This is a genomic window from uncultured Erythrobacter sp., assembly GCF_947502395.1.
In the GTDB taxonomy this organism is placed as follows: domain Bacteria; phylum Pseudomonadota; class Alphaproteobacteria; order Sphingomonadales; family Sphingomonadaceae; genus Erythrobacter.
In genome coordinates, this window is sequence record NZ_CANMZM010000001.1 from 1,157,371 (window position 1) to 1,176,979 (window position 19,609).

Here is a 19,609-nt window from a genome sequence, read left to right on the forward strand (position 1 = left end):
GGTCTGACATGGATTGGATCGCCTGGACCTTGCCCACCGCGCTGTTCTTCGCGAGCATTGCATCAGCGTTGGCCGTAATGAGCCTGCTAGCCATCAAACGCCCCAGCACGCCGCGCGTGGGCGCTTTGGGCATCGAAACAGCGCGTGGGGATCGTCTGTTTCTAACGCTGCTTGGGTCTGCCTTTATCAACCTGGCGTGGATCGGCTTCACCGATCTTCCGCAATACTTTGCCCTTGGCATCTGCGCAGTGTTTGCATTTTGCGTTTTCCGCTGGGTATGAAGCAAACCAAGACCAAATAATCGGGAAGAGATTGATGAGAATTGCGATTGTGCTGGCCGCTAGCCTTGTTGTGGCCGCTTGTTCGGATGCCGCGGATGACAACTTTGTTGTCCTGAGCGACGCGGAGCGCCAACAAGCCGCAAGCGACTTTCTAAACAATGAAATCGGCGATATGTCCGCCCTGACCCGTGAAGAGCAGCAGGCTGAAATCGACTGGTTCATGGAAGCCGCCGCGCCTTACCAAGGTATGGCCATCTCAGTGGTGTCGGAAACCATTGCCACCCACGAATATGAGAGCAAGGTACTCGCTCCTGCGTTCACCGCGATCACCGGCATCAACGTCACGCACGATCTGATCGGCGAAGGCGACGTGGTCGAAAAGCTGCAAACGCAAATGCAGTCAGATGAGAATATCTACGACGCTTACGTCAATGACAGCGACCTCATCGGCACCCACTGGCGCTATCAGCAGGTGCGCAATCTCACCGATTGGATGGCGGGCGAAGGTGGAGATGTGACCAGCCCGACGCTGGACCTTCCCGATTTCATCGGCACCGATTTTACCACCGGCCCCGATGGCAAGCTCTATCAGCTGCCAGATCAGCAATTCGCGAACCTTTATTGGTTCCGCTACGATTGGTTCACCGATCCCGCGATCAAGGCCGACTTCAAAGCCGCCTATGGCTATGACCTTGGCGTTCCGGTGAATTGGTCCGCCTATGAAGACATCGCCGAATTCTTCACTGGACGCGAGATTGCCGGGCAAACGGTCTATGGCAGTATGGATTACGGCAAGAAAGACCCCTCGCTCGGCTGGCGTTTCACCGATGCGTGGATGTCGATGGCGGGAATGGGTTCGGTTGGCGAGCCAAATGGTCTACCAGTCGATGAATGGGGCATCCGCGTGAATGACGCCTCGCAGCCGGTGGGATCATGCGTTGTAAGGGGCGGCGCGACCAATTCACCTGCGGCGGTCTACGCGCTCGCGAAATACTCCAAATGGCTAAACGAATATTCGCCACCTTCTGCGGCTGGCATGACCTTTTCGGAAGCCGGGCCAGTGCCCGCCCAAGGCGCAATCGCGCAGCAGATATTCTGGTACACTACCTTCACCGCCAACATGGTCGGCGAAGAGGCCTCAGCCGTCCTCTATGACGACGGCAGCCCGCGTTGGCGCATGGCCCCCAGTCCGCACGGCGCCTATTGGGAGGAGGGAATGAAGGTCGGCTATCAGGACGCAGGCTCCTGGACACTGATGAAATCCACTCCAACCGACCGCGCCAAGGCGGCATGGCTCTATGCCCAATTTGTCACCTCGAAGACGGTTGATGTGAAGAAAGCGCATGAGGGCCTGACCTTTATTCGCGAGTCCACGATCCAGCACGAAAGCTTTACCGAGCGTGCACCGAAACTGGGCGGACTGGTTGAATTCTACCGATCCCCCGCCCGCACCCGCTGGTCACCCACGGGCACCAATGTCCCGGACTACCCGCGCTTGGCGCAGCTGTGGTGGCAGAACATTGGCGATGCCTCGTCGGGCACCAAGTCCTCGCAAGAAGCGCTCGATGCGCTTTGTGAGCAACAAGAACGGGTTCTCGAACGGCTTGAGCGCGCAGGATTGCAAGGCGATCTTGGGCCTAAGCTCAATGAAGAGCGTTCCGCAGACTATTGGCTGAACCAACCGGGTGCTCCGAAGGCGAAGCTCGCCAATGAGGATCCTGAACCCATCACAATCGAATATGACGAGCTGCTGGAAACCTGGCGCTAAACGGTTCTGGATCGGCCAACGCTAGGCGGTGCAACTCGCTCCGCCTAGCACGCAGAACCGCGCGCAATGGGGATGATTGAGCGATACATCGCAGCTCGCTTCGGCCAGCGTCTCGCCAAGGTCAAAGCCATCTTGATAAGGCAGCAATGTGCAGGCGACGACACGCGGGGTCTCCTCACCCTTGCGTTTCACCACCATGCGGCTTGATGAACACATCATAGCGTGCGGATCGACCGAAAGAATATCCCAGCAACCGGCGGTGATTTCAGGAACATCGGCAGTCTCATCCATTTCCGGGAATAACACCAGCTGAGCCGGATCATTTGCGTCAATCGTGAGGCCTAAGTCACCGAACAACGCTCCGAAACCTACACGAGCATCGTTGTCGGTCTCATGTTCAAGATGGCGACCAGCGACCGCAATGTTGAAACCATTGCTGGCAAGCCATTGCAGGCCATCAATCGCCTTGTCCCAGCTGACACCACGTTCCGCTTCGTGGACAGTCTTGGTGTAATGATCGAGGCTCACCCTGATGGTCAGCCGCTCGCGGTGCGGCATATCGAGCAATTGCTGCTCAAACCGCCGCATCGGCCGCATTGCGTTGGAAAGAACCAGCACCTTAAACCCGCGATCCAGACACAGACGGATAATTGCGATCATATCCGGGTTCATAAACGGTTCGCCGCCGGTGAAAGCGATCTCTCGCGTGGGTAGACTTTCGCGCGCAATCTCATCGAGATAGGCCCGCATCTCGTCCAACGTAATGTAGACAAGCGCGTCGTTCTTCGGCGAGCTTTCGATATAGCAGGATTTGCACGCCAGATTGCACAGCGTGCCGGTGTTGAACCACAGCGTCTCCAACTTCTCCAAAGCGATGCTCGCGCGCTTCTCCCCCTTTGCGGTGCGGTGCGGATCGGTGAATTTGTATGGATCAATGGGTGAGACGTCACGAAGGATGAATGGAGATGCTTCAGTATCCATGTTTTTCCTACGTTCCTTCAACTGAGTCGGTTACAATTCTTGCCCACCTGTTATGTAACCGGCGTCGCAATTGACGCGAACTTACCTCGATGCCCATCATGCGATCCGGAGGACGCAAATGAACCTTCAGAACAGCCAAGAGTATTACGGACAGGTTCTTAAGCGGACAGACGATCTTCGGACCGATGCCTGCACAATGGCTGATATACCTCCGCCTCATGTCGTGGAAGCGCTCGCGAATGTCCATCCTGAAGTGAAGGCGCGCTATTACGGTTGTGGCCTGGTTGCTCCCACTGGCATTGAAGGCGCGCGTATACTCGATCTGGGCTCCGGGTCGGGACAGGATGCCTATGTTCTTGCTCAATTGGTTGGTCCCACGGGCGAAGTGGTCGGCGTGGATGTCACCCCGGAGCAGCTAGAGGTCGCTCGCGAACATCTCGAATGGCACCGCGAACGCTTCGGTTATGACTCGAGCAATGTGAGTTTCATCGAGGGCAATATTGAGGAGCTGGAAGATCTGGGTTTCGAGCCGGGAAGCTTCGACATTATTATCTCCAATTGCGTGATCAACTTGGCCTCTGACAAAGCGCGAATATTCCACGCTGCGCACAAGCTTCTAAAACTGGGCGGAGAGATGTTCTTCTCGGATGTATACGGTGATCGCCGTATTCCCGAGGCGCTCCAACAAGACCCGGTGCTGCATGGCGAGTGCCTGTCGGGCGCGCTCTATTGGGGCGATTTCATGATGTTCGCGAAGGAAGCCGGCTTCACCGATCCCCGCACGGTGATTCACCGCGCACTTTCGATCAACGATTCTGCAATCGCCGCAAAACTTGATGGCTTCCGCTTTCTTTCGGCCACCTGTCGACTGTTCAAGCTCGAAGGGCTTGAGCCTGAATGCGAAGACTATGGTCAAGCGGTGATCTATCGTGGCGGAGTTCAAGGCGAAGAGCGGGTCTTCAATCTGGATAACAAGCACCAAATCGAGAGAGGCCGCGTATTTCCGGTTTGCGGAAACACTTGGAAGATGCTCGCAGATACACGCTTCGCCCAGCATTTCGACTTTGTCGGTAATTTCGATCACCATTATGGAATATTCGAAGGATGCGGCGGAAGCCTTCCTTTTGACAGCCACGAAGAGAGCGAAGCGGTTTCCTGCTGCTAAGCCAATTGCTTGACTGATGATCATCTTTCTCACCGGCGCTGCGGGATTACTGGGTGGAGCGATTGCTCACGAGCTGGTCCGTCGAGGCCACGGTGTGATTGGGCTGGTGCATAACGCCGCTGATATCAGAGGAAATGATGGTGGAGCTTTGCAAGCGTCGAGCTTCGATGGTGATCCGCCGCAAGATGGAGAGATTCTAACGCTTCGAGGTGACATTGCGGAGCCAGGATTAGGGCTCTCAGAGAGTGAGCGCATGGCTGTCGCGCAAGGCGTAGATTGCGTCATCCATTGCGCCGCGTTGGTTCGCTTTGAAGCCCCGTCGGAAGACCTTGAATCGATCAACGTTCACGGCACCTGCAATGTTGCAAAGCAGTTTCCCAATGCCCGGCTTGTGCACGTCAGCACCGCCTATTCCTGCGGGCTTCGCAAAGGTGCTATTTCTGAAACCTCTCACGGACCGAACGACTCGTTTGGCAACGGTTACGAGCGCTCCAAGGCCCTCGCCGAACACCGCCTGCTTGAACTACGGCCCGATGCGATAATTGCTCGACCCAGTATCATAGTGGGCGAGCACAAAAGTGGTCAGATCCGCAGCTTTGACACGGTCTACACTGCTTTCAAATTCATCGCGGAAGGGCGGGTCAAATCGGTTCGCGTAGATCCTCGATCAACGCTCAATTTCGTGCCGATTGACCATGTAGTTGAAGGCATTGTCGCGCTTGCGTGCGATACCAATGCGCAGTCTGAGATTGTCCACTTGGCGGCGCGAGAGGCCATCTCTTCAGAGCTCTTCCTGAGCCTTATTGGTAGGACTCCGGGCTTGCGCGCTCCCCAGATCGCTGCGCCTTGTGTTGAAGCAAATGGCCTCGCTGGCATGACTGAGCGGCTTATACAGCCCTACCTCTCCTATTTCGAACGCTCGCCACAGTTTGAAACCAATGCGATCACCCGTTTGGTCGGACTGAAGGCACCGCAATTGGATGCACAAGACCTTCTGAAACACATATCCTTTTGTGTGGATGAGGGCTTTATCAAGCCGCGCCAGGCGACCAATTGAAAACCACCGAGTTGGCACAGCAATCAGCGTATATCGGGGTAGTGCTCTGCTAGGCCTTCGCGCACGCCGAATGACCACATCAGACCCACTTTGAGATAAACGTAGTTCGCACGCCAGCGCCCTAATTGCTCGATCCTGCGATCTGACGTGGTGACCCAGCGATAGACGATCCGCGTCCGGCCAAGCTTGGCAAAATTGATGCAGAGCCCCGCCTCTTCCATCACCGCAAGCCGTTCATCACAGCCACCGATGCGCAAGAAATCTTCCTTACGAAAGAACATGGCGTGGTCACCGAATAGGAGCCTTACCCCTCGCACAAAGAGATGAGGTCGGGTGATAAGAGGCGCGTACCAAGTCTTGATATAGTTGTGAAAAGTTGTGCCCCAGCGGGTCCCGTTCTTGCCCACGAGACGCGGTAAGAAACTTGCCAGGGCGGTGCGCTCATCCGCCATTACGTTATCGATCACCAAGACACCATCGGTTGGCAATTCGCTGTCAGCGTGAAGCACGCAAACAATCTCTCCGATAGCTTCGCGAACCCCGTAATTGATCTGCGCGCCGCGTCCTCGCCTTGGTGCATTCACCGTACGCAAGCCAGCTTCCTCAGCAATCGCGAGCGTGCGATCTTCGCTGCCTCCATCGACAATCAAAATCTCATCTGGAGCTGGATTGAGCCTCTTTAAACTAGCAATCGTCGCTGGAAGCGCCTCTTCCTCATTCAATGTGGGGACGAGGATTGTGACGGTGCTCACGACAACAACTCTGGCCAACGCGCGAGATCTTCGGGGCGATCACAATCGGAGAGCGTTTCGAGCAAAAGCGGCTCGATTCTGAGCGCTTTCAATCGACGCAAAGTCTCGGGCAGCACATGCTCGGTGCTCCACAGCATTTCGGTCAGCAATTCGGGCAAAGGACGGCTCATCGCAATCAGATAATAGCCGCCATCTTCAGCTGGTCCAATAACGACCTCGTGGGTTTTCAGCCCTGCGACCGCTGCCTCAATATGATGCGTGGCAAGGTCAGGCGTATCCGCTCCAAAAAAGACCAACGGCGCACGGCCCAAGAACGCGCAAAGCCGATCTGACAGGTCACCATCAACCTGCCGAACCAATTCGAAACCATGCCCGAGCCACGCCTCGAAATCGGCCTCCGCACCGCCAGTGTAGGCGATGATCCTGGCGCAACCGCTGTCGCGCAAAAGATGGGCAGTTCGGCTCGCCAATTGGCGATGCACTGCTGCGGCTCCTTCGGGGCCGACAGCCGGGATCAAACGCGTCTTGCATTCACCCGGCTCAGGATATCTGACAAACAGGATAAGGGTCGGCTCGCTTCGCATCGAAGCCGCCTGTTGGATGATCCCTCGCCGAAGTGCAATTCGCTATTTGCAATCAAGCGAGATTGAGGCCCCAATCATAGTCATAGCCAGAGATGATTTCAGCATTTTCGAGCAGAGCAGCAGTCGGGCCAACAGCGTACTCGCGCGCATGATCCAGCACGTCTTGTTCCGTGCCCCAGTCGCCTTGATACCAATCGTAGATGTTCGAAGCCACGATCTTGCCAGGTTCACCGCCGAAGCCGCGCGGGTGGTTTACGTAGGCGCTAGCTGCGGCCTCAAGCTGCTCTTCCAGCTTCGCACCGGTGAAGGCCTCTGTTCCCAGGTTGGGGCAGCCAATCGAGGCGCAATTCACTGCGTAGTGGACACGTACATCCTGCCAGTCCGGACGCATAATGTCGTGCTCAATATTGTTGAGTGTCAAAGTCCGACCTGAAACCGTTACGACTTCGTCATCCCATGGACCAAGGCTCAGAATGCCGATGTCACGGATCGAATCCACCGGATAGTTCTGGATGATCACATCAAGCGTTGCCGCGTTGTAGAGATTGGCCCAGAACGCAAACTGCTCATCTCGGCCAAAATCCTCGATCGCGATTTCCTGCATGGCGGTGAGGTAGGCGGTAAGTTCGTCCGCCGCTTCGGATTGGAGTTGCTCGTATCTGACCAGGTTCACGCCATTATCGCCCTCGACGACGTATTGCTTGAGCAATGCATCAAAGCGAGAGTGGTCGATTGCATCTATAGAGCCTTCCTTTGCACCAAAACTCTCATCGCCCAAGCCGCCAGCCTCTGGTGCGCATGCCGCTAGTATCGCGGTCGCAGGGATCACGGCCACAAAGGTGCGGCGGGAGAGCACCGGTCCGGGAATGGGTTGTGGTGAGGTCGGGTGGTTCATCGCACTTGGCTCCGGGTTTCAGTCAGGGTCATTGGGCTTTCGACGTTCATGCCGATATTGTTACATCTTTGGTCTTCGCTGCATCTGATGGCCGGGCTTTGCGCCTGTCCGCCGCACCGAAATCACCGAATGCCTCGCGCGCGATGACATAGAGAATTTTGGTACCGGCGGCGAGCACACCTCGGATGGTGCCAGATATCTTGGACTGCCCAATACGGCGACGATAGCTGACCGGCCTCTCAACCACGCGCATATCGAGCTTCGCGGCACGCACTTGCATCTCAATCGTCCAGCCAAAGTCACGATCCGCCATGGCAAGCGCATCAAGCGAGCTTCTACGTACGGCACGGAATGGTCCAAGATCGGTGTATCGCATGCGCCAGATCATCCGCACCAATGCGGGAGCAAGCCAATTTCCTAAGCGCTGTGGCGTGGTCATAGCGCCCTTCTCAACCTGACCAAGCGCGCGCGAGCCGATCACCATCTCTGCCTCTCCCGATATAATCGGTTCTAAGAGCGACGCTGCTTCTTCGGGCACGTCTGAAAGATCAGCATCCATAAACAGGATTATATTGGCGTCCGGTGAAACAGCGCTCAATCCGGTGAGGCAAGCGGCGCCATACCCACGTTCGGGCTCATAGACGACGCTCGCGCCTGCTTCTCGTGCGAGCTGCGCGGTGTCGTCGCTAGAACCGTTATCCGCAACTATGACTTGAGACAGCCCGGTCGGGGCAGCCTTGAGGATGCCTTGCACGGTCTTGCCAATGGAAGTTTCTTCATTGAGTGCTGGGATGATCACCGAAACCTTAGGTTCGCTAATCGGACACAGCTTTGGCTTCTGTGCGGCTGGGCTGCGCTGCCAAGCGCGGAAAATGTCATACCCAATGGCTGCGGCCAACAGCAAACGCTCAGCGACAAGCGCGTAGGGATGAACATCAAAGTCAGCCAGGTTCAAGTCATCCAGATTGAACCCTGTAAAATACGAGAGAGGCAGAACCACGCTCGCGACATAGGGCGTAACCTCGCGCCGCCCGACCGCGAAGGGGAGTATCCAAACAAGATACCAAGGATTGACAGTGGGAGCGAAGAGCAAGATCGCACCGAATACAAAGCCCAAAGGCACACGCTCAAAGTCATGCGCGATCGCGTGCGCCCAAAGGACCAGAACTCCCGCAATCCCGAGCGCTGCCAAGCGGCCAAATTCAGGCCCAAAGGCGGCATCGAGCAGCTCATAGGTCACAGCATTAAAGTACCAATCAGACGCAAACGTCGCGGTGGTCTCAAAGCCCACTCCCTGCCCTTGCACTGCGAACACGCTGTAAAGAGCAAGAAGAGCAACAATCGCCGCGATCATAGCCTTTGGTGGCAAACGCAAGAGCACGGGCCAAGCAGCCAAAGCCACGAGCTTTACTCCCGCAGCCAATCCCAATAGCGCCCCGCCCATCACCGGATGCCGTCGCCCCCAATAAAGCGCAGCGACTAGCGTCAAGCTGAGCAAGATATCAGGATGCAAATGGAGCGTGCTCTCGGCCACAACCATTGGGCTCCATGCAAACAAAGCCACCTTTTCGGGGCTGAAACGGCGGAGCAAAAGCGCTGAAATCAGCAGAGTGGCTCCACCAAAAAGGATACGGAGCCCTAAGGGGTCAGCGCCGGAGAATAGTGTGGTGATCGCAAAAAGGCCCTGAAGCACGGGACCATAGATGGTGGGCAGTTCAGGATAGTTGATCCACTCCAGCACCTGCTGCATCGCCGGAGGAACCGCAAGATTATCGTAGAAATCAAGGGGCGCTACGCCATAGGGTGTCCCCGTTTCGAGAACACGCCAGCCATCCCAGATAAAGCGATAGAAATCGTCTTCGAAGCGCGTCTCCCCGAACAGTGCAAGCCCATGCGCCGCAACAGCGACCAGCATCACCGTACGGGCAGTGATTGCTGGAGACTTCCACAAGCTCAGCGCGACCGCCGCGCTACCGATGCTCATCGCTGCGACATAAAACCCAATCGACGGGTTAGTGCTTCGCGAGAGAATGACAAGCGCGGTCACACTCGCAAGAAATGCGAAGGCTGCCAGCCACCCTCGCCAAGCCGAAGATACCATGGATTGTTGCCCGATCAGGTGCCCCAAAGAGGCACCTCCAACGGCGCTAAAGCCGGTAGCGATCGCGCAAGTAGAAAAGAACCGCAGTGCGATCTTCTTCGGCAATATTGTATTGTCCCTTAGCCACATTCTCGGCAACTTCACGGGCCGTGTCCTTGTTAAGACGCCTGTGGAATTCACAACCCTTGCAAGTGATGTGCTTGCGCACTTGGGAGCGGCCTTGTCGAAGGAGCCGCTGAATCTGACGGTCCTGTTGGGTCTGGACAGAGCCACTAAAGCCGCCGCCACCACGGCTGCTACCGCTGCTGCCCGATGCGAAGCTTGGTGATGCCAGTCCGACAAGCGCAACCGCGGCTGCTGTCAGTGCAATCATTCTCATGGAATGTTCCTTTCCAATCTCTCTCAAAATTCCGAACTCAAATCCCATTCGGAGTGAACCGCAAAAACGTTACAGTCAGACTCAATGATCTTTTTCATAGGTTTTCAAGAGCCGTCCACCGCACCATTATGAGCACGCCGAAACGGGCGCGTGAGATAGTCGCTCAAACCCGAAATCGGCTCGTAGCCGGCGATCCCTGTGGGATGAAGAGTCTCATTTGAAGGCAGATGCTGCGTCCCGAATATCCTATCGTAGAAAGAGAAGAACGAGCAGTAATTGCGTCCCCAATCTTCCACCGCAAGGGAGTGATGATAGTGGTGATACACATTGTCCGCGAGCACATGACGCAAGACTGGAGGAAATGAGACAGCCGGATTGTCGCTGTGCATGTAGTAGTTGGACACGATGTAGAATGTCGTGATGATCGCAAGATGCTGTTGCGGAGCCTCGATCACGAACACGAGCGGTATGGTAATCACAGCCAGATACAAAACATCCTGCGCCCAATGCGAGTAGCTGCGTGCGGCGTTCATATGCTCAATCTGGTGATGAACCGCATGGAACCTCCACAAGATCGGTACATCGTGCAGCGCCCGGTGCAGCCAGTACTCAAAAAAGCCAATCACCAGCATGTAGAGGATCGGGAATACGACCGCGACCGGGCCAAGGCTGTCGGTTCGTAGCAACGGAGTAAACTCGACGGCGCTCAGCCAGGAAAATGCAAAAACCTGCACCGAGGTTGCGATCAGCAAGGCTGTCGCGCCAAAAAACAGCCCTTGTGCATAGCGTTCGCGAAAATTGCGAAAGCCCATCTGACGCCATTCGAACAGGCCAAACAGGACCACGAGAGCAAGGAGCATCAGGACGGCATTAACGAGCGCCGCGGCCCATCCAGCAATCTCGAAGGAGTATCCAGCGTCAAACAGCGCCCAGCCGGTCTCATCTTGCACCCAACCAACAAACCGAAGCGCGCCTTCCGCACCCAGAAGCAAAAGGGCAAATGTCACGACAAATTGCCACAAAGAGCGCGGCGTTACGCTCTGAGTGGTTTCGGAACTCGTAGCTATTGCTGGCTCAGAGATCACTGCGTTGTCGTCTTCCCCATGATTTTTGACTCTCTATGTGCACTTCGCGACAATTGAGGCATGTGTTACACTGCGGCCCGGGATTGAGCACTCCTGCGCCTCGCCTCAATCCCTAGCCGACCAAACCTGAACCAGTCGCCGATCACGGCCACAGGCCGTACGATAGTAGTTGTAGCGCAGTCGGTTGGTCTTGTAATAGTCTTGGTGGTAATCTTCGGCTCGATAAAATGCTGCACGATCTTTGATCATGGTGACAAACGGCTGACCAAGCTTTTCTTCAAGCTGTTCCTTAGATCCATCAGCCGCCTCTTTTTCTTCGGGAGTTCCGGGAAAGACAGCGGCGCGGTAGCTGGTGCCTTTGTCACAAAACTGACCTCGATCATCGAAGGGATCGACATTCTTCCAAAAGACGGAAAGCAGCTCTTCGTAACTCACCTTGGATGTGTCATAGGTGACCAAAACCGCCTCATAGTGGCCGGTCTCGTTGTAAGTGACTTGCTCGTAAGTCGGATTTTCAAGGGTTCCACCAGTATAGCCGGAGATCACATCGACAACACCATCGACCTTTTCGAAGTCGGATTCAGCGCACCAGAAGCAACCCATGGCGAAAACTGCGGTTGCCTGGCCGGGTGCCAGATCCTCGACGCTCACCAATGTGCTTTCGCCATTGGCAGAGCCTTCGGCTGGAGACTGAAGCGCACATGCTGCCAACGCGACTGAGGCGACAGCAAACACGATTTGAGTGCGCCCTTTGGAAAGAAACGAAATCATCTGATGGATTCCTTATCTACTTTGGATGGATTGTGGAGCGTCGCTTCTGCCCAACGCCCCCGACTGGAAAATCCGTCAAGGGCAAGACCAATAGCCCAGCTAAAGGTGATTACAAAGAGCGGCCAGATTGCTGGCGCCCACACTATTGAGCAACGCTTTCATTCAGTGTTCCCGAAAACCGATATGCGCATACAGCGCAAACATATGTACGTCGAAAAGAACAAACCGGTTACGCTTCCTATCGAAAGCTCGCAGGAGTAGCGAAAACCGTCAGGTGCGATGATAACTTCTCATTGGTGATTTCAGGTTTCGAGCGGGAAGATCCGCTGAATTTCATGCTGATAAGTGTGGCTCAATACTGGCAAACGTGACGGAGGGTGACTTGGCCTTTTGCACAGACAGGATGCTATCGGGACTCGGCCCGATTTGCATTGCGATAGTTATCCATAAACACTACTGACGATGAAGTTTTCAACCAGATTCTAATTGCCAAGCGAGGCCAGATTTTGACTTATACTCTCTTTGGAATGGCCGGGTCACTCTACACCGCCCGCGCACGGTCCTACATGCGCACTAATGCGGTACCATTCACCGAAGTCAAAGCGGGGAGTGAGGAGTTTCTAGGCAAAATTGTCCCGCAAATCGGCCGCTGGATCATTCCGGTAATCAAAACACCTGAAGGATCAATCATTCAGGATGGTGCAGACATTATCGACCACCTTGATGCTGCCGGTTTCAGCAAGAAGCCGATTTATCCAGCTGATCCAAAACTGCTGGTAATTGCACACCTGTTCGAGCTGTTTGGCTCGCACGGGTTGCTGCGTCCCGCGATGCACTATCGCTGGAACTTTGATGACGTGAACCTGCCTTTCCTTAGAGAGACGTTCCGCGACGTCCTTCCATCAGGCCTACCGAAAGAAGCAGAAGACGCGGCATTTCTTCACGCCAGCGGGCGGATGAGAAAGGCTGCGGAGGTGTTTGGGGTAAACCCACAGACCTACAATCTTGTAGAGGAAAGCTACGTGCAATTTCTATCGCTGATGGAGCAGCACCTGCGGATCCATCCCTTCATCCTGGGTGGTCATCCCACGATTGCTGACTACGGATTGATAGGGGCCATGTATGCGCACCTTGGCCGTGATCCGGCCCCGCTTCATCTAATGCAAACTCGTGCGCCCAATGTGTTCCGATGGGTCGAGCGGATGAATATGGCCGAAACATTTGTCGACGGAGCTATGGCCAGTTCTGACGGTGAATTGATCGATAGTGAAACCCTGCCTGACAGCCTTTTTGATCTTATGCGGTTCATCTCCGAAGATTATCTCGCTGAGATCACAGCTCATGTGGAGCGTGCCAACAGCTGGCTTGAGCGTCATCCAGATATCGAAACCGGATCCTCAACCAACAATAAATCCATGAAAAGCGGCATGGGTCTTGCGCCTTTCGCGTGGAGAGGCGCTCAGATTGAAACGGTAGTTATCCCTTATCGCTTCTGTTTGCTCCAAAGGCTGCACGATGCCTTTGAAGCTCAATCCACTGAAAACCAAGGTGCAATTCGAACGACGCTTCAAGGTGTCGAGCTCGACAGTCTGCTTGATCTAAAAACAAACCGCAGAATTGAACGTCACGAAAATGATGAGATTTGGGGTGAGAAAGCAGACGGCTGAGGATTGTTTAAGCCCATTTGAGGAGTGAAAGAAGAAGATGCCGGAATGCTATGCGCAATCGACGCTGACAAAAGCTAGAAAATCTGCCGCAGGCTGCGCGCAGTTTCCTTGAATGCCCAAAACGCGAAGGATTGCCCGCTGGTCTTGATCTGAATTGAGCCTGGCACCGTTTGGATCTGATCGCCCTCTGCACTCGCCGCGCCTTTCTCTGCAATCAATCGAACCCGGTAAAGCGCCTCGCGCGGAGTCAACTCGTCACCGTCACGGTCAACCGCAATCGGCCCGCCATTCGTTGACGCGAGGATTGGCTGTTCGAGCCGTTGAATCGCGCTAGAGGAAGTTTCAACCAACTTGGCCTTGCGGGCGGGCCCACCGGCGTCGGCCGCTACGAAGGTGCCAAGTGCTCCATCTTCTAGCCGCCATATGTCGTCCTCCACGAGGTACGCCTGCACATCATAGTCGCTCGGTGTCACCACGTGCCCAATGACCTCAGCCCCTCCAATCCAGCGCCCCTGGTGCATATCAGGCGATAATCCCGCCACGACCCCAGCATTCGGTGCACGAAGAACCAGCTTTTCGCTACGTCGTTCTAACCCGCTCAGTTTGTTCCGCTCACGGGCCAATTCGCGTTCAAGCACAGCCCGATTGGACCGATCGCGTTGGTCTGCGACACTCCGGTCAACCTGTAACTGCAATTGGGCTATGCGAACTTTGGTTTCGGCTGCTTGCGCGGCGAGTTCGGGTGCCTGCAATTCAATAAGCGCGGTTCCCGGAGCAACCTCCTCACCATTCTCGACCAGAACGTCGACAATCATAGCTGGCTCACCCGAGACAATCGGTGCAGCTCCCACTGGGCTTAACACTGCATAGCCAGAGATATGGCGATCAAGCGGCAGGAACGCCGCGAGGGTCAATCCGCCTGAGATCCACAACCATGCACGCCCGCGTTTTGACGAGAAAATCCGGTCTTTCAACTGGGCCCAAGCGCGCAACTCACTCCACACAGGGCGGCCGATGAATACGGCGAGCTCAACCACTGCGAGGATCAGGCCTAGGGGCTGGAAGAAGAGATTGTAGACCAGCACTGCAATGCCGATGAACAGGAACAAGCGATAGATCCAGGTCGCATAGGCATAGATAATCATGCCTCGACGCAGTTTGGTTGGGACGATTTCTGGCGCAGGATCACTCAAGCCAAACAGCGCCTCTCGCAACCTCCATCTGCCAAGCGCAAAGGCGCGGGGCTGTAGGTTCGGCACATTGAGCAGGTCTGACAGCACGTAATATCCATCAAACCGCATGAACGGATTTAAGTTGATCGCAAGGCTCATGATCCAGCTGGTGGTTGCCAGGATAAATGCGACACTGCGCAACATGCCGTCGGGAAGAACCACCCACAGCATCGTGGCAACACTGGCGATCATCAGCTCGGTAGCGACTCCAGCGCAATCAATCGCAAGTCGCTGCTTGCGTGACCTCAACCGCCAGGCAGAAGTGGTGTCCGTGTACAGCACTGGCATCATCACAAGAAAACTCACGCCCATTGTTGGGACACGGCAGCCATAGCGGGTGGCGGTATAGGCATGACCCAGCTCATGAAGGATTTTGACCACGACCAATCCTAAGCCGTACGCGATCACACCTTGCCAGCTGAAAAAATAGAGGAAGGAGGCAAGGAATGCGTCCCACTGTCGCGCCACGAGAAGCAGTCCAGCGAAAGCCAGTAAGGTAAAGAAAACAACGCTTTGCCACGACCAAAGAAAACTGACTCGATCTGCTGTACGATTTAGGAAGTCTGCTGGCTTGACCAAGGGGAGGCGAATGAAAAGATAGTTGTCGAGAAGCCACTCCCAGGCGGCTTTCTTGCTGCTGGCTCGCTGTTCAAGAAAGGTCGAGACGCTATCTCGACCGACTGGGGCAACGCTGAGGCTATTGGTAGCGACAAACTCGACCACTCCATTGAAGGCCCGATTGGCAGCTTCGTCATCAAGGCCATAACGGGAAAGCTCCGCACCAATGCCACCAAGCTGGCCACTGGCCCAATGGGTGAGAATAATGAACTCAACCCGGCCAAGCTGAAAAAAGGCATGCCGGACCGGATCAAACAGCGTCCAACTGGGCGCGCCATTGACCAGCGGCGCTCCTGGTTCGATCCGCAATTCTTGCCTCAGACCCGGTAGGGGCGGCGGCGTGGGAGCCCCCGGCAGCTTTATTGGGATTGCGGTGCCCGTCATAGCCCGATGAACTGCCGCAGAGCCGAGATCGGTCTGCGGAGCAAAGAGTAAATGAGGGGGACCCAGCGGCCATAGACCTGCGCCGTTCCACGTGAACCGATGCGCGCTTCGCCCGATGTTATCCGTGCCGTTAGCGCAAACGCCAAGGTGCCTTCGGGCGTTTGACGCGCCTGATAGCTGGCAGACTCAAGCTCCGCATCGATCGCCCATAGCGGCTGAGAGTCGAGCCACATTTTGACCTTTCCCCCTTGCGCCAAGGTCATTTGCTCAGCCGCAGGCAAATCAACTCTGATCATAACTTGCTCAGGGTCGACCACTTGCATGATGGGATCGCCGACATTCACCGCGCGCCCTTCCCAATCCCTCCGGTCACTGAACAAGGCCATCCCATCGCGCTGAGCCGTGATTGCTGATTGCCCGGCGAGTTGGCTGGCATAGTCAAACTCGGCCTGAGCCACTTCAACCTCCGCCTGCATTATCGCCATGTCGGAAGTCTCATCCTCACCGCCGAAAGCTGAACTGGTCGAACGCTCCAAACGCGATCTGGCAACAGCCAAGCGTTCTTCTGCCAATTCAAGCTCATTGGCGAGACGCACATCATCAAAGCGGAGCAAAACCTCACCTTGCTTGACCGGTGCATTCGGCATGACTTCTATCGAAGCAATCCGACCAGAAAACGGGGCTGCAACAATGAAGGGTCGTTGGGCAACAATTTCGGCGGGGGCGAGCGCGGTCAAGCGTACGGGAAAGAGCAACGCCACAACAATCGCCACCGCGATCCAGCGTCTTTTTCTCGTATCGAGTATCGGCAATCGGCGCACGGGTCGGTTTGCGGTCAGCGCCAGCCAGCTATGCGCGGTGGTTTCGGCAAGGCGCTCAGCACGGTACTTTTCGCCATCGCGTAAAGTCTCGTCGCGCGCGAACAACAAGCCGCCGAAGACATCACCAGCACGGTCTAGCAACGGCTGCCAGTGCAATTCACGATAAGGATAATCTGTCAGCGCCTCGTCCTCGCGCAGGCTCCCTGCAGCAAAGCTGCGTGCCTCATCAAGACGATTATGCTCAGCTAGTAGAGATATCTCTTTTTCAAGCGCATGGATCAGAGGAGCATTGCGATCCACGGTCGCGAGCGAGGATGCACATTTAACCTTGAAGCTCTCGCCAATTGTCGCCTGGCGTAGGATAAACAGCTGGCCATAAGACAGTATACTGCGCGCCTCATTCGCAACCAGATATTGCAATTCCGGCAGGGTTGCCTGCCGCCGTATCTCAGCCTCAAACTGCAGCAGGCCAGCGAGCTTCGCCGCATCTCCGCCACGGGGAATAGCTTCGAGTGGGGAGGGAGACCCGTTGGTGCTGCTCGGCTTAGGTCGACTGGCTGCCATTGTCTTTGTCACCCGTTGCGCCGTCGCCAGCATCTTCCTCTACCGATGGCTCATTCTGGCCCAATTCAGCAGGCGGCTTCGCCTCCGCGAACGTGGCGGTGCCACTCATTCCTGGCAAGACCAGAGCTTCACCTGGATCGATGCTGGCCGCGACACGGATGGTCTTACTGACCGGATCGACAGAGGCGCCGAGCCGGGTAACTTCACCCGAAATCTTCGTCCCAGTTTCGTCGATCAGGAATTCAAATCCGGCACCGGGTCGCAACCAAGTCAACCAATTGCTGGGGACGATTAAGTCGGCCTCCAAATCGCCACCGCTCTGAATTCTCATGAGTGGCTGCCCACTGGCCGCAACCTCGCCGCGGTTCGATAGGGTTTCCACCACCGTACCGGAGAACGGCGCATACACTGCACAGTCTTTGAGTTGAGCAGCAACAGCATTGGCTTCTGCTCGTGCGCGTCCCAAATTGGCTCGTGAGACTTCAACCTCATTCTTGCCCACCGCTTCATAGCTGTCGAGCTCAACATTGGTCTCGTAGGTCTTCTGATAGGCAGTTGTCGCCGCACGCGCGGCTTCAAGCTCTGCACGGATTGCAGAGCAATCAAATCGTGCTAGCAAAGCCCCGCGACGAAAACTGCGCCCTTCGCTAAAAGGCATAGCGATGATCCGCGCAGTCATTCGCGAGGCGACCGTGGACTCGTCCTTCGCTGCAATGACCCCACGAGCATCCAATTCAGGCTCTGTTTCGGGCTCCGGCACGGCATCTTCAGCAGCGACTTGCTCTTCAACAGCACCTTCTATCGATGCGGTGTTGTCAGACCAGGTGGTTTCACCACTATTGGCATAGACAGCTGCGGCAATGATGGCGAGCAAGACCGCGACGCCCCCGCCAAGCCAGTACTTGCGCTTGTCATCGCTCACTTCCGTGGCGTCATCAGAAGGTTCGATCGCTTCATTCATAGCTTTGTCGTTCCGTCTCTATTCCAGTGCCATAGGCTACCTATTGCCCGGACAAACGTACCGCTTGCTCACGTTCTCGCCATAATTGCGAAAGCGATGCCTGCAATGTACCGACATCTTCACGCCCGGTCACGTCTGGACTGAATTCGTCAATTCCCATCGAAGCGAAAAGATTTGCATAAGCGTTCTGCGCTTCAGCGTAGGCGATGTCATACTTCACCTCCGACACGAGCGTGTTCATTTCTTCGCGGAGCAAGGTCTGACGGCTCATGACACCTGTTCTATGACCGGCCCGGATCTGATCCATGATCTTGCTTTGAACACCCATCTGTCGACCAGCAGTATCGAGTTCCTTGCTCAAATGGCCGAAGCGAGCGCGCGCTACATGAACTTGAGTGATGACGGCCATCGTCAGTGCTAACTCTCGTTGCTCGAGTAGTTCTTCTTGCGCGCGCACAGCACGTTTATGGGCGGGCAAGCGGAATAGGTTGAGCACATTCCAGCTGGCCCGTGCACCGTAATTCACCCAATTGTTGTTGAACAAGAAATCGTTCGAGTCCACGTTGACGCCCAGCACACCTCGGAAACTGGGCAAGGCGGAAAGCAGCGCAGCATCCAGCTCGCGCGCATTGATCCTTTGACGGTAGCTGACTTCGCGCAGCTCAGGACGATTGAGCAGCGCCGTCATCATCATATCTTCGCCGGGATAACTAACCGCCGGCAATTCTTGTGCTCGATCCGGAAGGACCAGCGAGAACTCGGTACCAGGGCGCAAGTTCATCAACGCGGCGAGCTGTGATTTCGCGACCACCAGTTCACGTTGGAGCTTGCGGATCTCCGACTGAATTTCCAGCAATTCGCGCTGATAAGTCAATGCTGTGAGCGGAGCAGACAGTCGGCGGTTTGCAAGCCTCTCTGAATTTTCGAGCGTGGTCGTCACTGACGATTCGAGCTCTTTGAGTTTGGTCAAAAGACGCTCTGCACTGACAGCGCGCCAGTAAGCCGAGCGTACGTCTTCGATGACACGATTAGCAACCTTGCGTCGCCGCTCTTGTGCGATCAGAATCTCGTCAGCGCCCTGCTTGGCGCGGACATAGGAGAGCCCGAAATCAAGCACATCCCAGCTCAAAGAAAGATCCGCCGTGAACAGATCGCGCTCTTGCGATGTTGACGGTTCGAGCGACTGTTGCCGCGTAATGAGCGACAACGAGCTGGCGCCTGAAAAGTTGCTTCGTCCTGCGTAACCTGCGCTCGCGACCAACTGCGGAAGCATGTCATAGCGTTGCAAGTCGAGCTCACGATCGCGCAGTGCAATCTCCATCAGCTCGACTTTGTAATCGAGGTTGTATTTGAGCGCACGAGCCATCGCCTCATACAAGTCGACCGGGGCCGTAACAGGCTCTTGGTCAACATCGACTTGCGCAAAATTGCGTTCAGCCGTCGTGCTCAGCTCAGCTGCCGTGAACGGCTCGGGAACGGTTGCGCAGGCGCCCAACATCAGCGTCGCAGCGCCCAACAGCACAATTGACTTGTTCATTTGCTT

Annotated in this window: 17 protein-coding genes; 5 read left to right on the forward strand and 12 right to left on the reverse strand. The window is 55.7% G+C overall.

The genetic code is table 11. The features are described 5' to 3' along the window. Positions 1–8 precede the first annotated feature (8 nt). Both Q0778_RS05395 and Q0778_RS05400 read left to right on the forward strand, forming a co-directional pair. Positions 9–281, forward strand: a complete 273-nt coding sequence (locus Q0778_RS05395) for a DUF2160 domain-containing protein (RefSeq protein ID WP_298334583.1) — start codon at positions 9–11, stop codon at positions 279–281. Positions 282–315: 34 nt separating this feature from the next. Then, positions 316–2,049, forward strand: coding sequence for an ABC transporter substrate-binding protein (locus tag Q0778_RS05400; protein WP_298334585.1), 1,734 nt, complete (start codon positions 316–318; stop codon positions 2,047–2,049). Between the two features lie 21 nt (positions 2,050–2,070). Here the strand turns inward: Q0778_RS05400 and Q0778_RS05405 are convergent, their stop codons facing one another. Continuing rightward, positions 2,071–3,030 (reverse strand): radical SAM protein, encoded by a 960-nt coding sequence (locus tag Q0778_RS05405; protein ID WP_298334587.1) that lies wholly within the window; start codon positions 3,028–3,030, stop codon positions 2,071–2,073. A gap of 118 nt (positions 3,031–3,148) precedes the next feature. On the opposite strand from Q0778_RS05405, the gene Q0778_RS05410 reads away from it, so the two are divergent. Both Q0778_RS05410 and Q0778_RS05415 read left to right on the forward strand, forming a co-directional pair. Further along, positions 3,149–4,195: a methyltransferase domain-containing protein gene (locus tag Q0778_RS05410; protein ID WP_298334589.1), complete on the forward strand. Its 1,047-nt coding sequence runs from the start codon at positions 3,149–3,151 to the stop codon at positions 4,193–4,195. A 16-nt stretch (positions 4,196–4,211) separates the two neighbouring features. Beyond that, complete coding sequence (locus tag Q0778_RS05415) at positions 4,212–5,252, forward strand: SDR family oxidoreductase (protein ID WP_298303513.1); 1,041 nt, start codon at positions 4,212–4,214, stop codon at positions 5,250–5,252. Positions 5,253–5,275: 23 nt separating this feature from the next. Here Q0778_RS05415 and Q0778_RS05420 read toward each other — a convergent pair whose 3' ends face one another. From Q0778_RS05420 to msrA, 7 genes are all read right to left on the reverse strand, one after another. Continuing rightward, entirely contained in the window at positions 5,276–6,004 is a 729-nt protein-coding gene (locus Q0778_RS05420; protein ID WP_298303511.1) for a glycosyltransferase, read from the reverse strand. Then, positions 6,001–6,588: a TIGR04282 family arsenosugar biosynthesis glycosyltransferase gene (locus Q0778_RS05425; protein WP_298334591.1), complete on the reverse strand. Its 588-nt coding sequence runs from the start codon at positions 6,586–6,588 to the stop codon at positions 6,001–6,003. Before Q0778_RS05425 ends, Q0778_RS05420 begins: the two co-directional genes overlap by 4 nt. Positions 6,589–6,640: 52 nt before the next feature. Further along, positions 6,641–7,483: a DUF547 domain-containing protein gene (locus tag Q0778_RS05430; protein WP_298334592.1), complete on the reverse strand. Its 843-nt coding sequence runs from the start codon at positions 7,481–7,483 to the stop codon at positions 6,641–6,643. A gap of 46 nt (positions 7,484–7,529) precedes the next feature. Continuing rightward, positions 7,530–9,584, reverse strand: a complete 2,055-nt coding sequence (locus Q0778_RS05435) for a glycosyltransferase family 2 protein (RefSeq protein WP_298334594.1) — start codon at positions 9,582–9,584, stop codon at positions 7,530–7,532. A 46-nt stretch (positions 9,585–9,630) separates the two neighbouring features. Further along, positions 9,631–9,963, reverse strand: coding sequence for a hypothetical protein (locus tag Q0778_RS05440; protein ID WP_298303503.1), 333 nt, complete (start codon positions 9,961–9,963; stop codon positions 9,631–9,633). Between the two features lie 104 nt (positions 9,964–10,067). Further along, complete coding sequence (locus tag Q0778_RS05445) at positions 10,068–10,970, reverse strand: sterol desaturase family protein (RefSeq protein ID WP_298334596.1); 903 nt, start codon at positions 10,968–10,970, stop codon at positions 10,068–10,070. Positions 10,971–11,153: 183 nt separating this feature from the next. Beyond that, entirely contained in the window at positions 11,154–11,819 is a 666-nt protein-coding gene (gene msrA, locus Q0778_RS05450; protein ID WP_298303499.1) for a peptide-methionine (S)-S-oxide reductase MsrA, read from the reverse strand. A 527-nt stretch (positions 11,820–12,346) separates the two neighbouring features. Between msrA and Q0778_RS05455 the strand changes: the two genes are divergently transcribed. Continuing rightward, complete coding sequence (locus tag Q0778_RS05455) at positions 12,347–13,486, forward strand: glutathione S-transferase C-terminal domain-containing protein (RefSeq protein WP_298334598.1); 1,140 nt, start codon at positions 12,347–12,349, stop codon at positions 13,484–13,486. A gap of 74 nt (positions 13,487–13,560) precedes the next feature. On the opposite strand, the gene Q0778_RS05460 is transcribed toward Q0778_RS05455, so the two are convergent. Genes Q0778_RS05460 through Q0778_RS05475 form a run of 4 tightly spaced genes read right to left on the reverse strand, consistent with a single transcriptional unit; the run spans position 13,561 to position 19,603 of the window. Further along, positions 13,561–15,720 carry a site-2 protease family protein gene (locus tag Q0778_RS05460; protein WP_298334600.1) on the reverse strand — a complete coding sequence of 720 codons (2,160 nt, stop codon included), beginning with the start codon at positions 15,718–15,720 and terminating at the stop codon, positions 13,561–13,563. Further along, on the reverse strand, positions 15,717–17,105 hold the full coding sequence (locus tag Q0778_RS05465; RefSeq protein ID WP_298334602.1) for an HlyD family secretion protein: 1,389 nt from the start codon (positions 17,103–17,105) through the stop codon (positions 15,717–15,719). The genes Q0778_RS05460 and Q0778_RS05465 overlap by 4 nt, the downstream gene beginning before the upstream one ends. Then, on the reverse strand, positions 17,086–18,066 hold the full coding sequence (locus tag Q0778_RS05470; protein WP_298303492.1) for an efflux RND transporter periplasmic adaptor subunit: 981 nt from the start codon (positions 18,064–18,066) through the stop codon (positions 17,086–17,088). Before Q0778_RS05470 ends, Q0778_RS05465 begins: the two co-directional genes overlap by 20 nt. 40 nt (positions 18,067–18,106) lie before the next feature. Next, on the reverse strand, positions 18,107–19,603 hold the full coding sequence (locus Q0778_RS05475; protein WP_298334604.1) for a TolC family protein: 1,497 nt from the start codon (positions 19,601–19,603) through the stop codon (positions 18,107–18,109). Positions 19,604–19,609: the final 6 nt, after the last annotated feature.